The 21,901-nt window shown below is 63.9% G+C and carries 18 protein-coding genes; 7 read left to right on the top strand and 11 right to left on the bottom strand.

The genetic code is table 11. The features are described 5' to 3' along the window. Positions 1-38 precede the first annotated feature (38 nt). Positions 39-470, top strand: a complete 432-nt coding sequence (locus tag LGQ10_RS25600) for a HEAT repeat domain-containing protein (protein ID WP_226523585.1) — start codon at positions 39-41, stop codon at positions 468-470. 36 nt (positions 471-506) lie between these two features. Here the strand turns inward: LGQ10_RS25600 and LGQ10_RS25595 are convergent, their stop codons facing one another. After that, complete coding sequence (locus tag LGQ10_RS25595) at positions 507-2,849, bottom strand: putative bifunctional diguanylate cyclase/phosphodiesterase (RefSeq protein WP_226523584.1); 2,343 nt, start codon at positions 2,847-2,849, stop codon at positions 507-509. Between the two features lie 444 nt (positions 2,850-3,293). Here LGQ10_RS25595 and lon point away from each other — a divergent pair, with 444 nt between their 5' ends. The 5 genes from lon (at position 3,294) to cmoB (ending at position 8,730) form a co-directional block, all read left to right on the top strand. After that, on the top strand, positions 3,294-5,714 hold the full coding sequence (gene lon, locus LGQ10_RS25590) for an endopeptidase La (protein WP_226523583.1): 2,421 nt from the start codon (positions 3,294-3,296) through the stop codon (positions 5,712-5,714). A gap of 178 nt (positions 5,715-5,892) precedes the next feature. Further along, entirely contained in the window at positions 5,893-6,285 is a 393-nt protein-coding gene (locus LGQ10_RS25585; protein ID WP_226523582.1) for a protease inhibitor I42 family protein, read from the top strand. 1 nt (position 6,286) lies between these two features. After that, positions 6,287-6,922 carry a lysoplasmalogenase gene (locus LGQ10_RS25580; protein WP_226523581.1) on the top strand — a complete coding sequence of 212 codons (636 nt, stop codon included), beginning with the start codon at positions 6,287-6,289 and terminating at the stop codon, positions 6,920-6,922. Positions 6,923-7,033: 111 nt separating this feature from the next. Beyond that, positions 7,034-7,777: a carboxy-S-adenosyl-L-methionine synthase CmoA gene (cmoA, locus tag LGQ10_RS25575; protein ID WP_058438718.1), complete on the top strand. Its 744-nt coding sequence runs from the start codon at positions 7,034-7,036 to the stop codon at positions 7,775-7,777. Then, the gene (gene cmoB, locus LGQ10_RS25570; RefSeq protein WP_226523580.1) at positions 7,774-8,730 is read left to right on the top strand and encodes a tRNA 5-methoxyuridine(34)/uridine 5-oxyacetic acid(34) synthase CmoB; all 957 of its coding nucleotides are present in this window, start codon (positions 7,774-7,776) and stop codon (positions 8,728-8,730) included. Before cmoA ends, cmoB begins: the two co-directional genes overlap by 4 nt. Before the next feature lie 116 nt (positions 8,731-8,846). On the opposite strand, the gene tadA is transcribed toward cmoB, so the two are convergent. The 7 genes from tadA to treP form a co-directional block, all read right to left on the bottom strand. After that, positions 8,847-9,341 (bottom strand): tRNA adenosine(34) deaminase TadA, encoded by a 495-nt coding sequence (tadA, locus tag LGQ10_RS25565; RefSeq protein ID WP_058433311.1) that lies wholly within the window; start codon positions 9,339-9,341, stop codon positions 8,847-8,849. Beyond that, complete coding sequence (locus LGQ10_RS25560) at positions 9,341-10,723, bottom strand: multicopper oxidase family protein (protein ID WP_226523579.1); 1,383 nt, start codon at positions 10,721-10,723, stop codon at positions 9,341-9,343. Before LGQ10_RS25560 ends, tadA begins: the two co-directional genes overlap by 1 nt. A gap of 127 nt (positions 10,724-10,850) precedes the next feature. Beyond that, entirely contained in the window at positions 10,851-11,141 is a 291-nt protein-coding gene (locus tag LGQ10_RS25555; RefSeq protein ID WP_226523578.1) for a PTS transporter subunit EIIB, read from the bottom strand. Between the two features lie 2 nt (positions 11,142-11,143). Next, positions 11,144-13,675, bottom strand: a complete 2,532-nt coding sequence (gene ptsP, locus LGQ10_RS25550; protein ID WP_226523577.1) for a phosphoenolpyruvate--protein phosphotransferase — start codon at positions 13,673-13,675, stop codon at positions 11,144-11,146. Between the two features lie 60 nt (positions 13,676-13,735). Then, positions 13,736-14,959: a maltoporin gene (locus tag LGQ10_RS25545; RefSeq protein ID WP_058436181.1), complete on the bottom strand. Its 1,224-nt coding sequence runs from the start codon at positions 14,957-14,959 to the stop codon at positions 13,736-13,738. Between the two features lie 134 nt (positions 14,960-15,093). Beyond that, positions 15,094-16,743 carry an alpha,alpha-phosphotrehalase gene (gene treC / locus LGQ10_RS25540; RefSeq protein ID WP_226523576.1) on the bottom strand — a complete coding sequence of 550 codons (1,650 nt, stop codon included), beginning with the start codon at positions 16,741-16,743 and terminating at the stop codon, positions 15,094-15,096. A gap of 52 nt (positions 16,744-16,795) precedes the next feature. After that, positions 16,796-18,238: a PTS system trehalose-specific EIIBC component gene (gene treP, locus LGQ10_RS25535; protein ID WP_226523575.1), complete on the bottom strand. Its 1,443-nt coding sequence runs from the start codon at positions 18,236-18,238 to the stop codon at positions 16,796-16,798. Positions 18,239-18,467: 229 nt separating this feature from the next. On the opposite strand from treP, the gene treR reads away from it, so the two are divergent. Further along, positions 18,468-19,172: a trehalose operon repressor gene (gene treR / locus LGQ10_RS25530; protein ID WP_226523574.1), complete on the top strand. Its 705-nt coding sequence runs from the start codon at positions 18,468-18,470 to the stop codon at positions 19,170-19,172. Between the two features lie 16 nt (positions 19,173-19,188). Here the strand turns inward: treR and LGQ10_RS25525 are convergent, their stop codons facing one another. The 3 genes from LGQ10_RS25525 to guaA form a co-directional block, all read right to left on the bottom strand. Beyond that, positions 19,189-19,710, bottom strand: a complete 522-nt coding sequence (locus tag LGQ10_RS25525; RefSeq protein WP_226523573.1) for a helix-turn-helix transcriptional regulator — start codon at positions 19,708-19,710, stop codon at positions 19,189-19,191. Positions 19,711-19,721: 11 nt separating this feature from the next. Continuing rightward, entirely contained in the window at positions 19,722-19,994 is a 273-nt protein-coding gene (locus tag LGQ10_RS25520) for a hypothetical protein (RefSeq protein WP_226523572.1), read from the bottom strand. Positions 19,995-20,316: 322 nt separating this feature from the next. After that, entirely contained in the window at positions 20,317-21,894 is a 1,578-nt protein-coding gene (guaA, locus tag LGQ10_RS25515) for a glutamine-hydrolyzing GMP synthase (protein ID WP_226523571.1), read from the bottom strand. Positions 21,895-21,901: the final 7 nt, after the last annotated feature.

Below are 21,901 nucleotides of genomic sequence, written 5' to 3'. Positions count from 1 at the left end.
CGCAGACGCCCAGCCCAGGCGGCTGTGCTGGAGAGAACATGCACACCGCAGCACCCGAAGACATGCTCGAACAACTGCAACACTGGATCGGCGACAGCGAATCGGCCAACTGGAACGAGTACATCACCGAGCACGTGGCCAAGGGCGTGCTCCGGGCCTTTACCCCAGTGCAATGGCAGCGCCTTGACGCAATGCTCCTGGATCAGCCCGAGTACTGGCAGCAACGTTGCGCCGTCTCCCTGGGGGAACTGCGCGGCCCGCAAGCCATCGAGCTGCTGAAGCGCTTGCTGGCGGAATCGCCGTACCTGGATGTGCGGATCATGGCGATCTATGAACTGGACTGGGCGGAAATAGCCATCGAACGGCGCTACGCACTGCCAATCCGCGAGGTCATGGCCCGGCTCCCCGAAGACCAGGTCGAACCCGAACTGCACAGCCTGCTGGCCAAGGCCGAGGCCGCTACCTGCTGATCCGCCGGGCAACGGCAAAACCAGTCCCCCTGACCTTCAGCTCGATACCCGGGACTTGAGCAGCCAGCGTTCGAAGGCTTCAGTAGCCAGCGGTCGGCTGATCAGGTAACCCTGCACGGTATCGCACCCCCAGCTCTCCAGCAGCTTCAGGCAATGCTCGAACTCCACCCCCTCGGCCACCACCTTGAGCCCCAGCTTGTGGCTCATTTCAATGGTCGAGCGCACGATCACCGCATCCCCGCTGGTTTCGTCCAGGTTGCGAATGAACGACTGGTCGATCTTCAGTTCCTGCACCGGCAGGCGCTGCAATTGTGCCAGGGACGAGTAGCCGGTGCCAAAGTCATCCACCGACAGGCTGATGCCACAGCCACGCAAGCGCTGGAGTACCGCCAGGGACTCTTCCGGGTGGCGCATGATCGCGCTCTCGGTGATCTCGAAGACCAGTTGCTCGGCCGCCACCTGATAACGGTCCAGGCACTGGCTGACCCGGTCCACCAGGTCGCTGTCCTCCAGATCACGGGCCGAGATGTTCAATGACAGGCGCACCGGCAGGGCCCGGCGATTCCATTCGGCCAACTGGCGGATGCAGGCCTCGATGACCCAGGTCGTCAGGCTGTGCATGCTGCCGGTACGCTCGGCCAGGGGAATGAATTCCGCCGGGGGCACCACGCCGAACACCGGGTGCTGCCAGCGCAGCAGAGCCTCGGCCTGGTGCAGGTAATCCCGACGCAGGTCCAGTTTGGGCTGGAACAGCAGGAACAGTTCACCCTCGGCGGCGGCACGTCGCAAGTCGCGAATCAGGCTGATCTGCCGCTGATGGGCCAGGTCGCGGTCCTGCTGGTAGACCTGCAGGTAACCCGGCTTGAGCGAAGCGTCGTGGCGGGCGATGGCGGCGCGGCTGATCAACTCCTCGGCGGACTGGCCATCGGCCGGGTACACCGCCACCCCCACGCAGATCTGCAATCGGACTTCATCGCCCTGGATCAGCTGCGGCCGGCTAAGCAGGCCATGGAGCCGGTCGGCCATGGCAATGGCACCGTTGAGCTCGGTGTTCTCCAGCAACAGCAGGAACTCGCTGGTGGTGATGCGGGCCGCGGTATCGCCCTGGGACAACACCTCGCGCAGGCGCCAGCTGAGTTCGCCCATCATCTGCTCCAGGCCCTCGGCGCCGAAGCCTTCGTTGATCGCCCGGTAGTTGTCGATCCCCAGGTACAGCAGCACCACGTTGCGCCGCTCGGCAATCGCCTTGCTCAGGCGCTCGATGGCCAGGGCACGATTGGGCAAGCCGGTCAGGGGGTCGTGCAGGGCGTTGTGGGACAGCTGCCGTTCACGGGTGGCAATGGCGCTCTGCATCGCGTTGAAGGCATCGGTCAGCACGCCAAACTCATCACTGCGCTTGATCGCCACCGGCGCCTGATAGTTGCCGGAACCGATGCGCCGGGCCGCCAGGGCCAGGTCTTCCAGGGGCCGTGCCACCCAGCGCGCCATCAGCAGGGCGCAGAGCAGGGACGCCACCAGCGCCACCGTGGCGATCCACAAGAACTCCCGGTCCAGCGGGGCAAAGGCTTCCAGGGCCTGCTCCATGGGGCTTTGCAGCAGGGCCATGACCCGCGGGTCGCCTTCGCCACCGGTATTGGCCAGTTGCAGGGCCTGGTTGAGAAAGCGCTGGCCGTGGATTTCGCTCAACTGGGGCAACGGTTGCCACAACGAGTCACGCAGGATGTTGATGATGGCCGACCAGAGCACCTCCGGCTGGGTACTGAACAGCTCTCCGGAGTGTGACCCGTCGACCGCCAGGAACGACACCTCCAGGTTGCTCATCGAACGCAGTTCCTGGGCGAACGACTCATCCATGGGAAACCCCATGACCACCCGGGCGATCGGCAGGGGCTCGAGCACCTCGCCCTGCACCAGCAGGTAGGGCCGGTCCTGGATCGCCACCAGCAGCATGTGGGTATCGCGTCGCAGGGCCCGGCGCAACGCCTGGTCATAGGGGAATGGCTGGCCCCGGCCGATGGCCGCCAGGGTGCTGGCGATGACCTGGCCCTCAGGGCTCAGGACGAACATTTCGCTGGAACGGATGCCACCACGGTGCTGCGCCAGGGCCGCGAGGATATCCACCGGCTTGCCGCTGATCACCGCTCGGCGGAATTCGGAATCCACCACCAGCCAGTCGATCCCGTACTGCAGGTTGCGTCCACGCAGGTCCAGCAAACGTTCGAAGACCCGGGTGCCCGTCTTCAACTGCAATTGCGCCTGGCGCTCCACCGCCTGGGTGGTGGCGGTCTTGACCGCGAAATACACCGCGGCGATCAGCACCAACAGCAACAGCGCCAGCACCCCGACAATCCTTGCCTGAAAGGTTCGGCGCCACCTCATACGCGTGCTCTCGACAACTCCGATCGCCAGCAGGATCCAGGAATCGACAACGCAGTTGGCAGCCATCGGGCGCTGAAAAATCCGTTCTTCATACCCATCCCTCTGAGAAGCTGAATGTGGTCGTCAAATAAATGACATATTGATTCCGGCATTCCGGACGCTCAGATTAATCCTCAAACAATAGAAGATCACACAATAAAACAGGCGATCTCGCAGTCATTTTATTGACAAATCTTCTCAAGAAACTACTGCAAGTCATGCCCCGAATTCCACCACATGGGCCACGAACAGCGCCATGAGCCAGGACAAGCCTGTATGTTCGCGTGACCGCGGCGCCGGACGAGGCGCTGCCGCAATCGGAAAAACGCTGCAACCTTTGCCCCATTGAAACCCGCCATGATCCGCCCCATCTATCCCTGCATAGCCCAGCGTGCAGGAGCCTCCATGAGCGATCAGCAAGAATTTCCCGAAGATCTGCGTGACTACGTCGATCCGGAAGAAACCGAACATCCGGCCGCCCATGGCACCGGCCTGGCATTGCCGGGACAGACCCTTCCGGACAAGGTCTACATCATTCCGATTCACAACCGGCCGTTCTTCCCGGCCCAGGTGTTGCCGGTCATCGTCAACGAAGAACCCTGGGCCGAAACCCTGGACCTGGTGAGCAAATCCGAGCACCACTCCCTGGCCCTGTTCTTCATGGACACGCCCCAGGAAGACCCGCGGCACTTCGACACCTCGGCGCTGCCGGAGTACGGCACCCTGGTCAAGGTTCACCACGCCAGCCGCGAGAACGGCAAGCTGCAATTCGTCGCCCAGGGCCTGACCCGGGTGCGCATACGCACCTGGCTCAAGCACCATCGCCCGCCTTACCTGGTGGAAGTCGAATACCCCCGCCAGCCCGCCGAGCCCACCGATGAGGTCAAGGCCTACGGCATGGCGCTGATCAACGCGATCAAGGAGCTGCTGCCACTCAACCCGCTGTACAGCGAAGAGCTGAAGAACTACCTCAACCGCTTCAGCCCCAACGACCCTTCGCCACTGACCGACTTCGCCGCCGCCCTGACCTCGGCCACCGGCAACGAGTTGCAGGAAGTGCTCGATTGCGTGCCCATGCTCAAGCGGATGGAGAAAGTCCTGCCGATGCTGCGCAAGGAAGTGGAGGTCGCTCGCTTGCAGAAGGAGATCTCCGCCGAGGTCAATCGCAAGATCGGCGAGCACCAGCGCGAGTTCTTCCTCAAGGAACAGCTCAAGGTGATCCAGCAGGAACTGGGGCTGACCAAGGACGACCGCAGCGCCGACCTGGAACAGTTCGAGCAGCGCCTGCAGGGCAAGGTCCTGCCGCCCCAGGCGCAGAAACGCATCGACGAGGAAATGAACAAGCTGTCGATCCTCGAGACCGGCTCGCCGGAATATGCCGTCACCCGCAACTACCTCGAATGGGCCACCGCCGTGCCCTGGGGCATGTACGGCAAGGACAAGCTCGACCTCAAGCACGCCCGCAAGGTCCTGGACCAGCACCACGCCGGCCTGGACGACATCAAGAACCGCATCCTGGAGTTCCTCGCCGTGGGCGCCTACAAGGGCGAGATCAGCGGCTCCATCGTGCTCTTGGTCGGCCCGCCCGGCGTCGGCAAGACCAGCGTCGGCAAGTCCATCGCCGAATCCCTGGGGCGCCCGTTCTACCGTTTCAGCGTCGGCGGCATGCGTGACGAAGCCGAGATCAAGGGGCACCGCCGCACCTACATTGGCGCCCAGCCGGGCAAGCTGGTGCAGGCCCTCAAGGAAGTGGAGGTGATGAACCCGGTGATCATGCTCGACGAGATCGACAAGATGGGCCAGAGCTACCAGGGCGATCCGGCCTCGGCGCTGCTGGAGACCCTCGATCCCGAGCAGAACGTGGACTTCCTCGATCATTACCTGGACCTGCGCATGGACCTGTCCAAGGTCCTGTTCGTGTGTACCGCCAACACGCTGGACTCGATCCCTGGCCCTCTGCTGGACCGCATGGAAGTAATTCGCCTGTCGGGCTACATCACCGAGGAAAAACTCGCCATCGCCAAGCGCCACCTGTGGCCCAAGCAGCTGGACAAGGCCGGGGTGGCCAAGGCCAGCCTGAGCATCAGCGACAGCGCGCTGCGCACAGTGATCGACGGCTACGCCCGGGAGGCCGGGGTCCGTCAGTTGGAGAAACAACTGGGCAAGCTGGTGCGCAAGGCCGTGGTCCGGCTGCTGGATGAACCCGAGGCGCGCATCAAGATCGGCCCCAAGGACCTGGAGGCGTCGCTGGGCATGCCGGTGTTCCGCAACGAGCAGGTGCTGAGCGGGGTCGGGGTCATCACCGGCCTGGCCTGGACCAGCATGGGCGGCGCTACGCTGCCCATCGAGGCCACGCGCATCCACACCCACAACCGCGGTTTCAAACTCACGGGCCAGTTGGGCGATGTGATGAAAGAGTCGGCGGAAATCGCCTACAGCTACGTCAGTTCGCACCTCAAGCAGTTTGGCGGTGACAGCAAGTTCTTCGACGAAGCGTTCGTTCACCTGCACGTCCCCGAAGGCGCCACGCCCAAGGACGGCCCCAGTGCCGGGGTCACCATGGCCAGCGCCCTGCTGTCCCTGGCACGCAACCAGCCACCGAAGAAAGGCGTGGCCATGACCGGCGAGCTGACCCTGACAGGCCACGTGCTGCCGATCGGCGGGGTGCGGGAGAAAGTCATCGCCGCACGCCGGCAGAAAATCCACGAACTGATCCTGCCGGAGCCCAACCGCGGGCACTTCGAGGAGTTGCCGGACTACCTCAAGGAAGGCATCACCGTACATTTCGCCAAACGTTTCGCCGACGTGGCCAAGGTGCTGTTCTAACCCGGGGTCTGTAGGCGCGAGGCTTGCCCGCGATGAAAGTGACGCGCAGTACCTGAGGTACGGCGTCACCACTCATCGCGGGCAAGCCTCGCTCCTACAACGATCCAGCCCCGCCACACATTTTTCCATCTTCAGTTATGCTCGCCGTTCGTCACGAATGATCGGAGCTTCCTGACCCATGCCCGCCTCCCGCCTGCTCGCCCTGCTCGGCCTTGCCCTGTTGACTGCCTGCGCCAGCCAGCCCAAGCAAAACGTCACCGTGGAAAACCAGAGCGAATGCCCGCTGCAACTGCACAACGGACAGAATCTCACCCTCACGCTGCCGAGCAACCCCACCACCGGCTACCGCTGGGCGATCCAGGATTCGGCAGGGGGCGTCCTGCGCAAGGTCAGCCCCGAGGTCTACAGCAACCCCGAAGACACCGGCCTGGTGGGCAGCGGTGGCCAGTCGACCTGGCGCTTCCAGGCCTTCGCCAACGGCACGGGCCGCCTGCTGCTGACCTACCAGCAACCCTGGGCGCCAGAGGAAGCACCGGTGAAAGCCTTCGATTGCGCGATCACGGTTAATTGATATGGGCTGGCTAATCCTTGCGCTGATGGGCGCCGCAACCTTCATCTACGGTACCGTCATACACGCCACCCTGCTGTGCCTGCTGGTCAAGCCACTGCCGGTGCTGGCCCTGCTGGGCTGGCTGCACGATGCGCCGCCAGGGGACTATCGGCGCTGGATCATCATCGGCCTGCTGTTCTCGGTGCTGGGCGACATCCTGCTGGCCTGGCCCGTTGACCTGTTCGTGTTCGGCCTGGGCGCCTTTCTGGTGGCCCACCTGGCCTACCTCAAGGCCTACCTCAGCGACTGCCGGCGCCTGGCACTGCTGCCGCTACTGGTAGCCCTGGCCATCGGCGCGGTGCTGCTGGGCATCCTGATCAGCCATGGCCTGGGGCCGCTGCTGGTGCCGGTGATCGTCTATGCCCTGACCATCAGTGCGATGCTCTGGCGGGCCCTGGCGCGCCTGGGTACGGCAGTGCCCAAGCGTTCGGCTGTACTGGCCGCGCTCGGCGCCCTGAGCTTCGCCTTCTCCGACAGCCTGATCGGCCTCAGCCGCTTCGTCACGGCCTTCGATGCCGCGCCCTACCTGATCATCGTCTTCTACTGGCTGGGCCAATGGGGCATCGCAGCGTCGGCATTCAGCCAGAAGCCCCGCTAGCCCCCCTGAAGGGCGACACCCGCTGTCGCCCTCACACCCCCAGGCCTTATCGCAGCCGGCCGCAGCGGCTACAATGCCGCCCCTTCTGTTATCGCCATCGCCGGAACCGCCGTGAGCAAAGAACCCGATCGCCTATTCGCCCAACCCCTGGCCCAGGTGCCTGACTTCGCCTTCAACGAAGATGTGGTGCGGGTCTTCCCGGACATGATCAAGCGCTCGGTGCCAGGCTACCCGACCATCGTGGAGAACCTCGGGGTACTGGCGGCGCAGTTCGCCCAGCCCCACAGCGTGCTCTATGACCTCGGCTCCTCCCTCGGCGCGGTCACCCAGGCCCTGCGCCGCCATGTGCGGACCGAGGGCTGCCGGGTGATTGCCGTGGACAACTCGGCGGCCATGGTCGAGCGCTGCCGGGAGTACCTCAACGGCCAGGACTCGATGTTCCAGGAGCTGCTGCCCGTGCAGGTGGTCGAAGGTGACATCCTGGCCCTGGAGTTCCAGCCGGCCTCGGTGGTGGCCATGAACTTCACCTTGCAATTCATCGCCCCCGAACAGCGCCAGGCCCTGCTCGGGCGTATCCGCCAGGCCCTGCTGCCCGGCGGCGCGCTGATTCTCTCGGAGAAGCTGCGTTTCAACGATACCCAGGAACATGAGCTGCTCACCGACCTGCACGTCGCCTTCAAACGGGCCAACGGTTACAGCGAGCTCGAGATTGCCCAGAAACGCAGTGCCATCGAAAACGTCATGAAGCCCGATAGCCTCGAAGAACATCGCGAGCGCCTGCTGGGCGCCGGGTTCTCGAAAGTCGTGCCGTGGTTCCAGTGTCTTAATTTTGCTTCGTTGATTGCCCTGCCATGATCGATCTGTCTCCCCTGGCCCGCCATCTGGTGGGCACTCCCCTGGCCGTCTGGGCCCAGGGCCTGCAAGCGCAACTCGATGCCAAGATGGAAAAGGGCCATGGCGACCTGGCCCGCTGGCAAAGTGCGCTGGACGCCCTGCCCGATGTGCAGCCCAGTGAAGTCGACTTGCTCGATGGCCTGGTCCTGGACACCGACTGCGACGCCGCGACCCGCGAGCGGATGCGCAGTGCCCTGATGGGCCTGAGCCCCTGGCGCAAGGGCCCGTTCGACCTGTTCGGCGTGCATGTGGACACCGAGTGGCGTTCGGACTGGAAATGGTCGCGGGTCGCGCCGCACCTGGACCTGCAAGGCAAGCGCATCCTCGATGTCGGCTGCGGCAACGGCTACTACATGTGGCGCATGCTCGGCGCCGGTGCCGACAGCGTGATCGGCGTCGATCCGAACTGGCTGTTCTTCTGCCAGTTCCAGGCCGTGCAGCGCTACCTGTCGCAGCCCAGGGCCTGGCACCTGCCATTCCCGTTCGAGGACTTGCCGGCGAACCTCGAGGGGTTCGACATGGTGTTCTCCATGGGGGTGTTCTACCACCGCCGCTCGCCCATCGAGCACCTGCTGGCGCTCAAGGACTGCCTGGTCAAGGGTGGCGAACTGGTGCTGGAGACCCTGGTGGTCGAAGGCGATCGACAGCAGGTGCTGGTGCCGGAAGACCGCTATGCGCAGATGCGCAATGTGTGGTTCTTGCCGTCGGTGCCGGCCCTGGAGTTGTGGCTGCGCCGCGCCGGGTTCAGCGACGTGCGTTGCGTGGATGTGAGCCTGACCACCGTGCAGGAGCAGCGGGCCACCGAGTGGATGAAGTACCAGTCGCTGAGCGACTTCCTTGACCCGAATGACCCCAGCAAAACCATCGAGGGCCTGCCGGCACCGATGCGCGCCGTGATCGTCGCCAGGAAATGAATCTCCGGCATTCGTAGGAGCGAGGCTTGCCCGCGATGGCGACTTCGAACATCACGCCCGACTCAAGATGAGCATTGCCCGGGCTGGCGTCATCGCGAGCAAGCTTCGTACCTGCATCAGTCGCGGCTGGCCCGCCGCGCCTTGAAGAACTCGCTGAGCACCGTACCGCACTCCTCGGCCAGCACCCCGCCTTCGAACAGCACCCGGTGGTTGAGAAACCCCTGGGAAAAGAACTGTCCCTGGCTCTGCACGATGCCCGCCTTGGGCTCCAGGGCCCCATACACCACCCGTGCGATGCGCGAATGGACGATCAGCCCGGCGCACATGCTGCAAGGCTCCAGAGTGACGTACAGGGTACTGCCCGGCAGACGATAGTTGCTCATCGCCCGAGCCGCGTCACGAATGGCCACCATCTCGGCATGGGCACTGGGGTCGCTGCCGCTGATGGGACAGTTGTAGCCCCGGCCGATGACCTCGCCGTCGAGTACCAGCACCGCCCCCACCGGCACCTCCCCCAGGGCAGCCCCCTGGGCAGCCAGCGCCAGGGCCTCGCGCATGAACGCCTGGTCACGGCTGCGATCGATGATCGGGGCCGGGCGAATCTGACGCATCACACCACCTCGATCGCGGCCATCAGGCCGGTTTCCATGTGGTCGATCACATGGCAGTGGAACATCCAGGTGCCAGGGTTATCGGCCACCAGCGCCACCTGGGCGCGCTCGTTCTTGCCCAGCAGGTAGGTGTCGGTGAACCAGGGTTCGACAATCTTGCGCCGGTTGGAAGCAATGACCTTGAAGCTCATGCCATGCAAGTGGATCGGATGCTGGTACTGGGTCATGTTCTTGAGTTCGAAAATGTAGCTCTGGCCCTTCTTCAATGTAGCGATCGGACGGTCGGCGCACGTCTTGTCGGTGATGTCCCAGGCCTGGCCGTTGATCTGCCACAGGCTAGGCGGCTTGCCATTCTCGGTGTTCACCGAAACCTTGCCGGCCCATTCGAAATTGAAGTTGAGCTTCTCGGCCTTTTCCAGGTCCGGTTCGGCGATGGGGTTGGCCGGCAATGCCTTGGGCCATTCCCCCGGAGCGTCGTCGCTGGCCACCGAACGCAAGGTGCCCAGGCGCACGGAACCATCGCGCAGGGAGATTTCCTCACCCGCCTCGGGAATGCGGATGGCCAGGCAGATACGCATGCCCGGCCCCAGCCAGTAGTCGTCGTCCAGCGGGCGCGGAGTGATCGGGTTGCCGTCGAGGGCATAGATCATCGCCTCGCAGTTGCCCTTGAGGTTCAGGCGATAGGTCCAGGTGTTGTCCAGGTTCAGCAGGCGTACCCGCACCACCTGGCCAGCCGGCAGTTCGGTCACGGCATTGGCCTGGCCATTGATGGTGATCAGCCGCCCGGCGGTGCCGTTGCGCGCGGCTTCGCGCGGAATGCTGAAGGGCATCCAGGCGCCCTGTTCGTCCACGTGCCAGGTCTTCAGGCTCAGGGTACGTTCATGCATGAAGCCGGTCGGCTCGCGCTCCTCGACGATCAGCGGGCCCACCAGGCCGCGCCCCAGTTCCTCGGAACTGCTGACGTGGGGGTGGTACCAGTAACTGCCGGCATCCGGCACACGGAACTTGTAGTCGAAGAACTCGCCCGGCTTGACCGGCAGCTGCGAGACGTAGGGCACGCCGTCCATCTCCAGCGGCAGGCGGATACCGTGCCAATGGATGGTGGTTTCCACAGGCAGGTGGTTGATGAAGCGCACCCGTAGCCAGGTGCCTTGGCGTACCCGCAATTCGGTACCCGGCGCCGACGGACCGAAGGCCCAGGCCTCGGTCTTGAAGCCCGGCACCAGCTCCACGTCCAGTGGCGCGGCGATCAACTCGTAGTCGTGCCCGGCGTTGTCGTCGGCAACCTTGCCCAGCCAGTAACGCGATGCACCGCTGGCGCCCACGCCAACCACTACCAGACCGGCCAGACCACCGAGTATTTGTCGACGGGTAAAGGACATGGACTCAACTACCTCACGTATCTGCCGCGGGCCCGGGCCCGCAAAAAGGCGAATACGATACACCCGCAGTTGAGAAACAGTAAGGCCGGCGCGGCGACGGGACGCAGATGCAGGGTCGTGGATCCGCTCAGCCTCGCAGCCCCAGCAACAGATGCACCACGCCGCCTGCCAGGGGCATCACCGCCGGCACCCCTGCCCTTTCCAGGGCCGTGCTGTCGAGCAATTGCGGGTCATGCAGCTCCAGGCGCAATCGGGTCAGGGCCAGCCATTGCTGACTCTTGATATTGGCACTGCCTCCCACTGCCGCCAGCATCGGCTCATCCAGGGCATGACCGTCAGCCTTGGGCACTTTCGGCTGATCGGGCACCAGGTCCGGGGTCAGGGCTTTCCAGAATGCCCGCTGTAGTTTCTCGAACATCTTCAGTTCTCCAGAACCAGTGAGGGGGCTGCAACCGACTGCCGCTGCAGGCATTCACGCACCTGGGCGGCATCCTCCAGATCGATGATGCGCGCGGCCAGGGCCTGGCATTCGACCAGGTCCAGCTCCCGCACCCGGGCCTTGATGGCCGGAATCAGCGGCACGCTCACCGACAGTTCGTCCACCCCCAGGCCCAGCAATAGCGGCACCGCCAGGGTTTCAGATGCCAGCGCACCGCATACGCCGACCCATTTGCCATGGGCATGGGCCGCCTGCACTGTGGTGGCGATCAAGCGCAGCACCGCCGGGTGGAAGCTGTCGGCCTGGCTGGCCAGGCGCGGATGATCGCGGTCCATGGCCAAGGTGTACTGGGTCAGGTCGTTGGTGCCGATGGAGAAGAAATCCACCTCCGGGGCGAAACGATCCGCCAGCAGCGCCGCCGACGGCACCTCGATCATGATCCCCAGCTTGGGCGATTGGGCGAGCCCCAGGGCCTGCACCTCCTGCTCCAGCAACTGGCGCGCCTGGCGCAGCTCCGCCAGCTGACTGACCATCGGCAGCATGATATGCAGGCGCGCCTGCCCGGCGCTGGCCAGAATCGCGCGGAACTGTTCCCGCAGCAGTTCAGGACGCTCCAGGCACAGGCGAATGCCGCGCAGCCCGAGAAAGGGGTTGGCCTCGCTGTCCATCGGTACATAGGCCAGGGGTTTGTCACCCCCCACATCCAGGGTGCGCACCACTAGATTGCGCTCAGGGCCCAGGGCCTGGGCGATGGCCTGATAGGTGGCCGCCTGCTCCTCCGGACTTGGGGCCTGGGTACGGTCCTGATAGAGAAACTCCGAGCGCAGCAGGCCCACACCCTCGCCCCCCAGGCTGACGGCCTGCTGGGCTTGCGCCAGGGAAGCAATATTGGCGGTGACCTCAAGGTGATGCCCGTCACGGGTCACCGCCGGCAGCGCCGCCTGGGCCAGGTCCTGGTGCTGGCGCTGGCGTTGCTGCTGGCGCTGGGCATCGCGTTGCTGCAGCAGTTGCGGGTCCGGGTCCTGGTGCAGCTCGCCGCGGTCGGCATCCAGCAACACAGGCGTGCCGTTGGCCAGGGACAGCACCTGGGACGACAGGCCGCAGATCGCCGGCAGGCCCAGGGCCCGGGCGAGAATCGCCACATGGCTGGTGGCGCCGCCGCACACGGTGACAAACCCCAGTACCCGGGAAGTATCCAGGCTCGCGGTTTGCGAGGGGGTCAATTGCTCGGCCACCAGGATGGCCTGGTCCGGCAGGCTCAGAGCCTGCTCCTGGACTCCGAGAATCAGTTTCAGCACCCGCTGGCCGACGTCCGCCAGGTCCACCGCGCGCTCGGCCAGGAGGCTGCTGCCCAGGCCCCGAAACAGTTCTGCGGTGACCTCGATGGCGCGATTCCAGGCAAAGGCAGCGCTCTTGCCACTGGTGATCAGCGACTCGGCCTGCTCCAGCAGGCTCGGGTCGTCCAGCAGCTCCTGATGGGCGCGGAAGATCTCCTGCTGTGCTTCACCTGGGGCATCGTCCCGCAGACTTTGCAGGGCAACCGTCGCCTCGCGCAGGGCCCGCGCCAGGGACTGGCGCTCCTGCTGCGGGTCTGCTGCCAGCTCATCGAGCTGCCAATGCTGTTGCGCCACCTGCAACACCTGGCCGAAAGCCGAGCCCGGGGAGGCGCAGACTCCGCGCAGGATGCTCTCAAGTGTTTCATCCGCCACCGCCATGGGCACCGGGCTCGACGCCGCGGCGACCTGCTCCCCACAGCCGGAGGCCAGCAATGCCACCAGGGCCTGGATCGCCTGCTCGGCATCCTCGCCCACGGCGCTGACCTGCAGGACATCGCCCTGCACCGTCTGCAACGCCATGATCGATACCAGGGACTTGGCGTTGGCCGAGTCCGTGCGCCGATGCAGGCAGATGCTCGCGGCAAACCCCTTGGCGGCCTGGGCCAGCAGGGCCGCCGGGCGCGCATGCAACCCCTGGGGGTTGGCCAGGGTCAGCGGCTTGGAAAACAGCGCCTCGCCCTCGACCTCAGCATCCCCGGCAGCGCTCCGGGCAGTCGGGGCGAGTTGCAGCAGCGGCTGGCCCTGCTCCACCAGCAGGTGGTCGGTCACCAGGCCCGTCACCGGTTCGCCGCTGACCACCAGCATCAGAGTCAGCAGGCTGCGGGCATGCTGGGCCAGGTAGTCGGCATCGAACTCGATCAGCGGCTGGCCCGCCGTTACCTGCTGGCCTTCGCGGACCAGGCAGGTAAAGCCCAGGCCCGCCAGGTTCACCGTGTCCAGGCCGATATGCAGCAGCACCTGCTGGCCCTGCTCGCCAGTGATGCTCACTGCGTGGCCGCTGTGCTGCAGGTTGCTGACCACCCCACTCAGGGGCGCGCAGAGGGTCTGGGAGATCGGGTCGATGCACACGCCGTCGCCGATCACCCGGCTGGAAAATACCGGGTCGGGCACCTGCTCCAGGGGCAACAGCACTCCGGACAGGGGCGCAAGCAATTGCAAGGGTTGGGTTATGGCCATGACGTTACCTGCTGTTGATTCCTTGAAGTGCCGATGGAGCGCGAGCCCCGGCAGCATCGCTTATTTCCACCAGTACTCGACCTGCAAACCGACGTTCGCCCCATGTCGGGCGCTACCGAACACTCCGCTGTCGGACAGCGCGGACCCGGCCGCCAGTTGGTTGGCCGCACGCTTGGCTGCCTCGTTCCAGCTGGCATAGGTGTAATACAGCCGCACCTCGGGCCGCGCCCAGAACGCCGGTCCCTTGGGCGACCAGGTCGGCGCGACGGTGAACTTGCTGAGCTTGCGCGTCCCGCCGGGGGCCTCCACTTGATCGTGGCCGAACTCGGCCACCAGCTTGAACTGCTCGGTGATGGCATAGGCCGGGCGCACGCCCAGGGAAATCCAGTTCTGATCCTGGCCGTCGGGGCGGATGTCCTTCTGATAGACCGCCTCCACCTGGCCGCCAAACCGTGGGGTCAGCTGCCAGTCGAAGAACTCCACCAGGCGATAGCTCTTGTTGCTGTCATCCAGGTAGGGATTGCCGGTATAACCCAGGCCCGTGCCCGGGCCTTCGCCGTACTGCAGGGCGAGTTTGTTCTTGCCGCCGAGAAAGCCCTGCTGCACATGCTGGGTGGTGATCGCCCAGCCGTTGTGGGCGCCACGGCGATCGGGCTTTTCCAGGTAGCTCAGGCCCAGCTCCAGCTCGCCACCAGGGTTGCTCTGGAATCCGGCGACGTTGAAGTCGTGACGGGTCACGGCCTGCTTCTGATAGAGGTTGTCCTTGCGGGAAAAGGCGTAGCTGTATTTCAGGTCGCCAATGCGCACGTCCTCGACCCCGCCTCCTGTGGCGCTCTGGTTCCAGTAGTAGAAGTCGGAGATATGGATATCGTTACGCTTGTAGTAACGACGCCCGGCCCACAGCGAACCGCCGTTGAGGCTGGGCAGGTTCGACCACTGGGCATACATCTGCGGCATGCGCGCCGTGCCGTTCTCGCCCTGGAAGGTCAGGTTGCGGTCGTAGCGGTTGTAGAGCGAGGCCATGCCGTCGACGCTGAGCACCGAACCGTCCTCCAGGGTGTACAAATCTTGGCGCAGCTCCAGCTCGGCATACTGCTCGCACTCGTTGCCCAGGCGGTACTTGGACGGCGCACCGGGCAGCTGGAAGCAGGATTGCGGGCCGCTATTGACCGAAGTGCCAAGGCCGCTGCGCAGGTAGCCGGCGAACTCCAGGGCCTGGGCCGGAAAGGGCAAGGCCAGGCACAGGCAGGACGCCGCCAGGCCGCGATTTATTGTTGTGTTCATGAGCCACCCCATTATTTTTATTGTGATGTTTCGATCCGCGAAAGCCGGCTGGCCGACGAGCGAAGCCCTGCGCTGCAACTGGCACAGCTCATTCGCGGCAGACGGAAACCGCCTGGCAGCGTCTGCAAGGATTGTCAGCAGTCGATCAGGTGCAGGACAAAGGACTCATAGGGCCGCAGCAGCAGATGCCGGCTGCGGGCCTCATCGCCCGGGTAGTTGGTGATCAGCAGGCGCTGCTGCATGGCCCGGTCGATGACCTCCTGCGGCAACTCGACCTCGCACGGCGAACCGTAGAAGTTGTTCACCACCAGCAGGCGCTCGCCCTGCCCTTCCCGCACATAGACCCAGACCTGCGGATGCTCGGGCAGCAACTGGCGATAGACCCCGTGCTGGATCAACCCTTGCTCACGACGCAACGCGATCAGTTGGCGATAGTGGTGCAGCACCGATTGCGGGTCGTCGAGTTGTGCCTCGGCATTGATCTGGCCGGCATTGGCCGCGACCTCGATCCAGGGGGCGGCGCTGCTGAAACCGGCATTGGCCCCGGCATTCCATTGCATGGGCGTACGCCCGTTGTCCCGGGACTTCTGCTGGATCGCCGCCATGATGTCCTGCGGCTCCTCACCGGCCTCACGCTTGAGCCGGTAGATGTTCAGGGTCTCGACGTCGCGGTACTGCTCGATGCGCTGGAAATGCGGGTTGGTCATGCCCAGCTCTTCGCCCTGATAGACAAAGGGCGTGCCCTGCAGCAGGTGCAACGCGGTGGCCAGCATCTTCGCCGAGACCACCCGATGCTCGCCGTCGTCGCCGAACCGCGATACCACCCGGGGCTGGTCGTGGTTGCACCAGAACAACGCGTTCCAGCCGCCACCGGCCTGCATGCCGCACTGCCAGTCGGACAGGATGCGCTTGAGCTCGAGGAAGTCGAAATCGGCCCGCAGCCACTTCTGCTGGTTGGGATAATCCACCTTCAGGTGATGGAAGTTGAAGGTCATCGACAGCTCCTTCGACTCCGGGTTCGAGTAGCGGATGCAGTGTTCCAGGCGGGTGGAGGACATCTCGCCGACATTCACCAGGTCGTGGCCTTCGAACACCTCCCGGTGCATTTCCTGCAGGTACTCATGGACGTTCGGGCCGTCGGTGTAGAAACGCCGGCCGTCGCTCTGGTCCTCGGGGAAGTCCGCGGGCTTGGAGATCAGGTTGATCACGTCGAGGCGAAAACCGCCGACGCCCTTGTCCCGCCAGAAGCGCATCATCTTGAAGACTTCGGCGCGCACCCGGGGGTTGTCCCAGTTGAGGTCGGCCTGGGTGTGGTCGAACAGGTGCAGGTAGTACTGGCCAGTCTGCGCTTCGTATTCCCAGGCCGAGCCGCCGAACTTGGACTCCCAGTTGTTGGGCTCATCGCGCCAGATGTAGAAGTCCCGATAGGGGTTGTCCAGGCTGCTGCGGGCCTGCTGGAACCAGGCGTGCTCGATGGACGTGTGGTTGACCACGATGTCCAGCATCAGCTTGATACCACGCTTGCCGGCTTCCTCGATCAGCAGTTCACAGTCGGCCATGCTGCCGTAGCTGGGGTCGATGGCGTAGTAGTCGCTGATGTCATAGCCATTGTCCCGCTGCGGCGAACGCAGGAACGGGGTCAGCCACAGGCAATCGACCCCCAGCCAGTGCAGGTAGTCGAGCTTGTCTACTACGCCCAGCAGGTCACCGGTGGCCTGTCCTGAGTGGCTGTGAAAACTTTTCGGGTAGATCTGGTAGATCACCGAACGCTGCCAGTCTTGCATGGGAGATTCCTTTGAAAAGTGCGCAGGCATTCGCCAGCGCCTGCCGGGCCGGTCAGGCCACTCGGTAACCGGGGCGGATGATCTTAAGGCTCAGGCCACATGTGAGGACGAAGGGCACCACCAGGGCCAAGAGCATGCCAATGACGAACATCGGGATGTATTGCGGAATGATTGAGATGAACCCCGGCAGCCCGCCGACCCCGATGGCCGAGGCCTGGACCTTGTTCAGCGAGAGAAATACGCTGCCCAGGGCCGAGCCGATCAGCGCGGCATAGAACGGAAACTTGTAGCGCAGGTTGACCCCGAACATCGCTGGCTCGGTGATGCCGAAGTAGGCCGAGATCGCCGAGGTCGAGGCCATGCTGCGATCCCGGGCGTTGCGGCTCATGGTGAACACCGCCAGGGCCGCGCTGCCCTGGGCCAGGTTGGACATGACGATCATCGGCCAGATGAAGGTGCCACCCTGGGTGGAGATCAGTTGCAGGTCGACCGCCAGGAACATGTGATGCATGCCGGTGATCACCAGCGGCGCATAGAGCAGGCCGAAAATTGCCCCGCCCACCATCGGTGCCAGCTCGAACAGGGTGACCACGCCCTCGGTGATCAGGATCCCCAGGTGGCGGGTCACCGGACCGATGATGGCCAGGGCCAGCACCCCGGTCACCACGATGGTGGTAATCGGCACGACCAGCAGTTGAATCGCGTTGGGCACTCGGGCCCGCAGCCATTTCTCGATGACGCTCATCACATAGGCCGCCAGCAGGATCGGCAGGATCTGGCCCTGGTAGCCGACCTTCTCGATCTGGAACAGGCCAAGGATGTCGAAGTACGGCAGGCTCTGGCCATCCAGCCCGGCCACGGCCTTGCCGTAGTTCCAGGCATTGAGCAGGTCCGGATGCACCAGCATCAGGCCCAGGACGATGCCGAGGATCTCGCTGCCGCCAAAGCGCTTGGCCGCCGACCAGCCCACCAGGGCCGGCAGGAACACGAAGGAGGTGTTGGCCATCAGGTTGACCAGGCTCCAGAGCCCACCCAGGTCCGGGTAGGCCTCGAGCAGGGTCTGGCCCTCGATGAACATGCCCTTGGCGCCTAGCAGGTTGTTCACCCCCATCAGCAGGCCGGCGATGATCAGGGCCGGAAGGATCGGCATGAATACATCGGAGAACACCCGCACCAGCCGCTGCATGGCATGGGTCTTTTGCGCGCCCTTGTGCTTCACGTCGGCAATGGTCGAGGCGGCCAGGCCGGTCTGCTCACGCAGCGCCGCATAGACCTTTTCCACTTCGCCGGGGCCGATCACGACCTGGAACAGGCCACCGGTGAAGAACGAGCCCTTGACCAGGTCGATCTGGTTGAGCGCGGCGCTGTCGACCCGGCTCGGGTCCTTCAGGGCCAGGCGCAGGCGGGTCACGCAATGGGCCGCCTGCTCGAGGTTGTCGGCGCCACCAAGGCTGTGCAGCAGCTCGCTGGCGATCATTGAATAGTCGTGGCTCATGCTCGTTCTTCCACCTGAGATTTTTGTTATTGGCAGCACGCCGAGGAGGAAACTACTCGTCTGTACGAGTTAAATCAACAACTCGTACAGACGAGTCTGAAATTTTCCTCGGTGCCATAGCCTGGATGCGCCTTCCAGGACCGGCACCGGCCCGCCCGGCGCATGGACAAATACCCCGCCCAGCCCTTAAGGTGCCTGCCTTGAGCACAGCCCGGCACAGAGCCATCCCATGAGCAAATACAACCAGATCTACAGCGATCTGCTTGCCAGCATCACCACCGAACGCCTGGAGCGCGGTGCCCGCCTGCCCTCGGAAACCGAACTGATGGACAGCTACCAGGCCAGCCGCGGCACAGTGCGCAAAGCCATCGAACTGCTGCAGGAACGCGGTTTTGCCCAGAAGATCCATGGCAAGGGCACCTTCGTGCTGTCGCCCACGCCCATCGAATTCCAGCTGGGCGGTATCGTCAGCTTCCAGGAAACCTATCCACGGCTGGGGGATGACGTCAGCACCGAGGTGGTGGAGTTCAGCCAGTTCCCTCTCGAAGGTTCGCTGCGGGCACATCTGCAGGCAGAAGAAGGCAGCCTGATCACCCGGATCAAACGCGTGCGGCGAATCGACGGCAAACGGGTGATCCTCGACATCAACCACTTCGTCGCCGAACTGATACCCGGGCTGGACCGGCAGATCGCCGAACACTCGATCTATGCGTACATCGAACAGACCCTGCAACTGAGCATCAGCTACGCCCAGCGCACCATCGAGGCCAGCCCGCGAAGCAAGGACGACCAGCAGTTGCTCGACCTGGACGACCAGAGCCATGTGATCGTGGTGAGCAACCAGACCTTCCTGCAGGACGGTCGGCAGTTCGAGTACACCGAGTCACGGCACACCCTGGACAAGTTCTACTTCTCCGACGTGGCGCGACGCTGAGCACCACGCTGCACAGTCAGCCCAACAGGGCCACCAGTTCACTACTGAGAGGGCCGATGCGCTTCGATTCCTTGGCGGCATTCACCTGCTGAGCCACCCGCGCCACCTCGATCACAGGGTGCTTGAGGGGGTAGCCGCCCTTGCTGTCCAGCCAGCTCAAGACCTCAGCCAGATGCCACAGCGAAGTGCTGCCTTCATGGATCGCCAGGGGAAAACTCTCGGCGTGACCGAGCATCAACTTGCGCATGTTCTGCCGGGACACACCGACAATCTCCGCGATCTCGCTGAGGCCGACGAAATCCGGGCTGGCTTCCACCAAGCGAGCCTCGGGAATGATCCGCTTGATATCCCCCAGGGCACCGAGCAGGGCCGCTTCGGCACTCTCGGCCTCGCGACTGAACTCCAGGGCCAGCCGCCCGGCTACACCGGTTCCCACCAGGACATCGGTGCAATCCGCTGCGCCAAGGCGCTCCACCAGTTGCAGGGGGTCGCAATCTTCGGCCGGCAGCAGATAGTTGAGGGTAAACAGGTACTCCATGATCCTTACTCCTATCGAGGTGCGGGGGTCTTGCCCCCACGCAGCTGGTTCAAGGTGCAGTTGTCGATCACCCGACAAAGGGCCCGGGCATGCAGGGTCGGATTCTTAGGGGTGCGCCACACGCTGGTAATGCAGAACTCACCACAACGACACACCTCATTGTTGTACGGGCAGTAAATTCTGCCCCAGGCATGACCACCGCCAACTTCGATCCGCCAACCCTGCCATTCGGCGTAGCGCAGGGCCATTTCAACGTCCTTCTTGGGATGAATTGCACGAGCCATCCATAGCCTCCAGTATCGCCAGCAAACCATGGTTGTCAACTGACAACCATGGAGACTCCGAACAAACCCGCTCAACGGATAAACCGCGAAAGAAACAGCGGGGGAAACCTCAAGAGTAGAGAGACGCACGGGGCACAGTGCCGAACATGTCTTGCGTAATATTGCCGGACGCTTGAAAACCGTGGTTTGCAAAGGTTCGGCAACACAAATGCCGATAGCGCCAAATGCATGCGCCCTTGAACGAAAATGGCGATCGGCCCCCAAAGGTTCCGATCGCCATTGTTTACCGCGAATGGATCAAGTGCCGATCACTCGGCGTCGATCATTCCCACTCGATGGTCGCTGGTGGCTTGCTCGACACGTCGTAGGTGACGCGGGAGATGCCTTCGATCTCGTTGATGATCCGGCCGCTGACGGTCTCCAGCAGCTCGTAAGGCAGGTGCGCCCAACGAGCGGTCATGAAGTCCACGGTCTCTACCGCACGCAGGGCGACGACCCAGGCGTAGCGACGACCGTCGCCAACGACGCCCACCGATTTCACCGGCTGGAACACCACGAATGCCTGGCTGGTCTTGTGGTACCAGTCGGCCTTGCGCAGTTCTTCGATGAAGATGTGGTCGGCGCGACGCAGGATGTCGGCGTACTCCTTCTTCACTTCACCCAGGATACGCACGCCAAGACCCGGGCCCGGGAATGGGTGACGGTAGACCATGTCATACGGCAGGCCCAGTTCCAGGCCGATCTTGCGTACTTCGTCCTTGAACAGTTCGCGCAGCGGCTCGACCAGCTTGAGGTTCATCTCCTCAGGCAGGCCACCGACGTTGTGGTGGGACTTGATCACATGGGCCTTGCCGCTCTTGGCGCCAGCCGACTCGATCACGTCGGGGTAGATGGTGCCCTGGGCCAGGAACTGGATGTTGTCCAGCTTGCTGGCTTCGGCATCGAAGATATCGATGAAGGTACGACCGATGATCTTGCGCTTCTTCTCGGGGTCGGCTTCGCCTTCCAGGTTACCCAGGAACTGGGCTTCGGCATCGGCACGGATCACCTTGACGCCCATGTTCTCCTTGAACATGGCCATCACCTGGTCACCTTCATGCAGGCGCAGCAGGCCGTTGTCGACGAATACGCAGGTCAGCTGGTCGCCGATGGCGCGGTGCAACAGCGCGGCAACCACCGAGCTGTCGACGCCGCCGGACAGACCCAGCAGGACGTTGGCCGAACCCACCTGTGCACGCACCTGGGCGATGGCGTCTTCGACGATGTTCGATGCAGTCCACAGGGCCTCGCAGCCGCAGATGTCCTGCACGAAGCGGGACAGGATGCGACCGCCCTGCTTGGTGTGGGTCACTTCCGGGTGGAACTGCACGCCATAGTAGCCACGGGCGTCGTCGAACATGCCGGCGATCGGGCAGCTTGGGGTGCTTGCCAGGATGTTGAAGTTGCCCGGCATCTGGGTGACCTTGTCGCCGTGGCTCATCCACACGTCCAGGCCCAGCACGCCGTCGTCGTCGACATGGTCTTCGATGCCGTCCAGAAGGCGGCTCTTGCCGACTACGTCAACGCGGGCATAACCGAATTCGCGCAGCTCGGAACCTTCGACCTTGCCACCCAGCTGTTCGGCCATGGTCTGCATGCCGTAGCAGATGCCCAGCAGTGGAACGCCCAGGTCGAACACCGCTTGCGGGGCACGTGGGCTGTTGGCTTCGTGGACCGACTCCGGGCCACCGGCCAGGATGATGCCGCGTGGGTTGAATTCGCGGATTGCCTCATCGTCCATGTCGAACGGGTGCAGTTCGCAGTAGACACCGATCTCGCGCACTCGGCGGGCGATCAACTGGGTGTACTGGGAACCGAAGTCGAGGATCAGGATGCGGTGAGCATGAATGTCGAGGGCCATGGTCAGT

Origin of the sequence: Pseudomonas sp. L5B5 (assembly GCF_020520285.1) — a bacterium.
Lineage (GTDB): Bacteria > Pseudomonadota > Gammaproteobacteria > Pseudomonadales > Pseudomonadaceae > Aquipseudomonas.
The sequence above is the reverse complement of the archived record's forward strand: the minus strand, read 5'-3'. Positions and strand labels throughout refer to the sequence as shown.

What these genes read in the sequence shown, in the direction of transcription:
- LGQ10_RS25600 (WP_226523585.1), top strand. Translation starts at nt 39, where the DNA reads ATGCACACCGCAGCACCCGAAGACATGCTCGAACAACTGCAACACTGG.
- LGQ10_RS25595 (WP_226523584.1), bottom strand. Translation starts at nt 2,849, where the DNA reads ATGAGGTGGCGCCGAACCTTTCAGGCAAGGATTGTCGGGGTGCTGGCG.
- lon (WP_226523583.1), top strand. Translation starts at nt 3,294, where the DNA reads ATGAGCGATCAGCAAGAATTTCCCGAAGATCTGCGTGACTACGTCGAT.
- LGQ10_RS25585 (WP_226523582.1), top strand. Translation starts at nt 5,893, where the DNA reads ATGCCCGCCTCCCGCCTGCTCGCCCTGCTCGGCCTTGCCCTGTTGACT.
- LGQ10_RS25580 (WP_226523581.1), top strand. Translation starts at nt 6,287, where the DNA reads ATGGGCTGGCTAATCCTTGCGCTGATGGGCGCCGCAACCTTCATCTAC.
- cmoB (WP_226523580.1), top strand. Translation starts at nt 7,774, where the DNA reads ATGATCGATCTGTCTCCCCTGGCCCGCCATCTGGTGGGCACTCCCCTG.
- tadA (WP_058433311.1), bottom strand. Translation starts at nt 9,341, where the DNA reads ATGCGTCAGATTCGCCCGGCCCCGATCATCGATCGCAGCCGTGACCAG.
- LGQ10_RS25560 (WP_226523579.1), bottom strand. Translation starts at nt 10,723, where the DNA reads ATGTCCTTTACCCGTCGACAAATACTCGGTGGTCTGGCCGGTCTGGTA.
- LGQ10_RS25555 (WP_226523578.1), bottom strand. Translation starts at nt 11,141, where the DNA reads ATGTTCGAGAAACTACAGCGGGCATTCTGGAAAGCCCTGACCCCGGAC.
- ptsP (WP_226523577.1), bottom strand. Translation starts at nt 13,675, where the DNA reads ATGGCCATAACCCAACCCTTGCAATTGCTTGCGCCCCTGTCCGGAGTG.
- LGQ10_RS25545 (WP_058436181.1), bottom strand. Translation starts at nt 14,959, where the DNA reads ATGAACACAACAATAAATCGCGGCCTGGCGGCGTCCTGCCTGTGCCTG.
- treC (WP_226523576.1), bottom strand. Translation starts at nt 16,743, where the DNA reads ATGCAAGACTGGCAGCGTTCGGTGATCTACCAGATCTACCCGAAAAGT.
- treP (WP_226523575.1), bottom strand. Translation starts at nt 18,238, where the DNA reads ATGAGCCACGACTATTCAATGATCGCCAGCGAGCTGCTGCACAGCCTT.
- treR (WP_226523574.1), top strand. Translation starts at nt 18,468, where the DNA reads ATGAGCAAATACAACCAGATCTACAGCGATCTGCTTGCCAGCATCACC.
- LGQ10_RS25525 (WP_226523573.1), bottom strand. Translation starts at nt 19,710, where the DNA reads ATGGAGTACCTGTTTACCCTCAACTATCTGCTGCCGGCCGAAGATTGC.
- LGQ10_RS25520 (WP_226523572.1), bottom strand. Translation starts at nt 19,994, where the DNA reads ATGGCTCGTGCAATTCATCCCAAGAAGGACGTTGAAATGGCCCTGCGC.
- guaA (WP_226523571.1), bottom strand. Translation starts at nt 21,894, where the DNA reads ATGGCCCTCGACATTCATGCTCACCGCATCCTGATCCTCGACTTCGGT.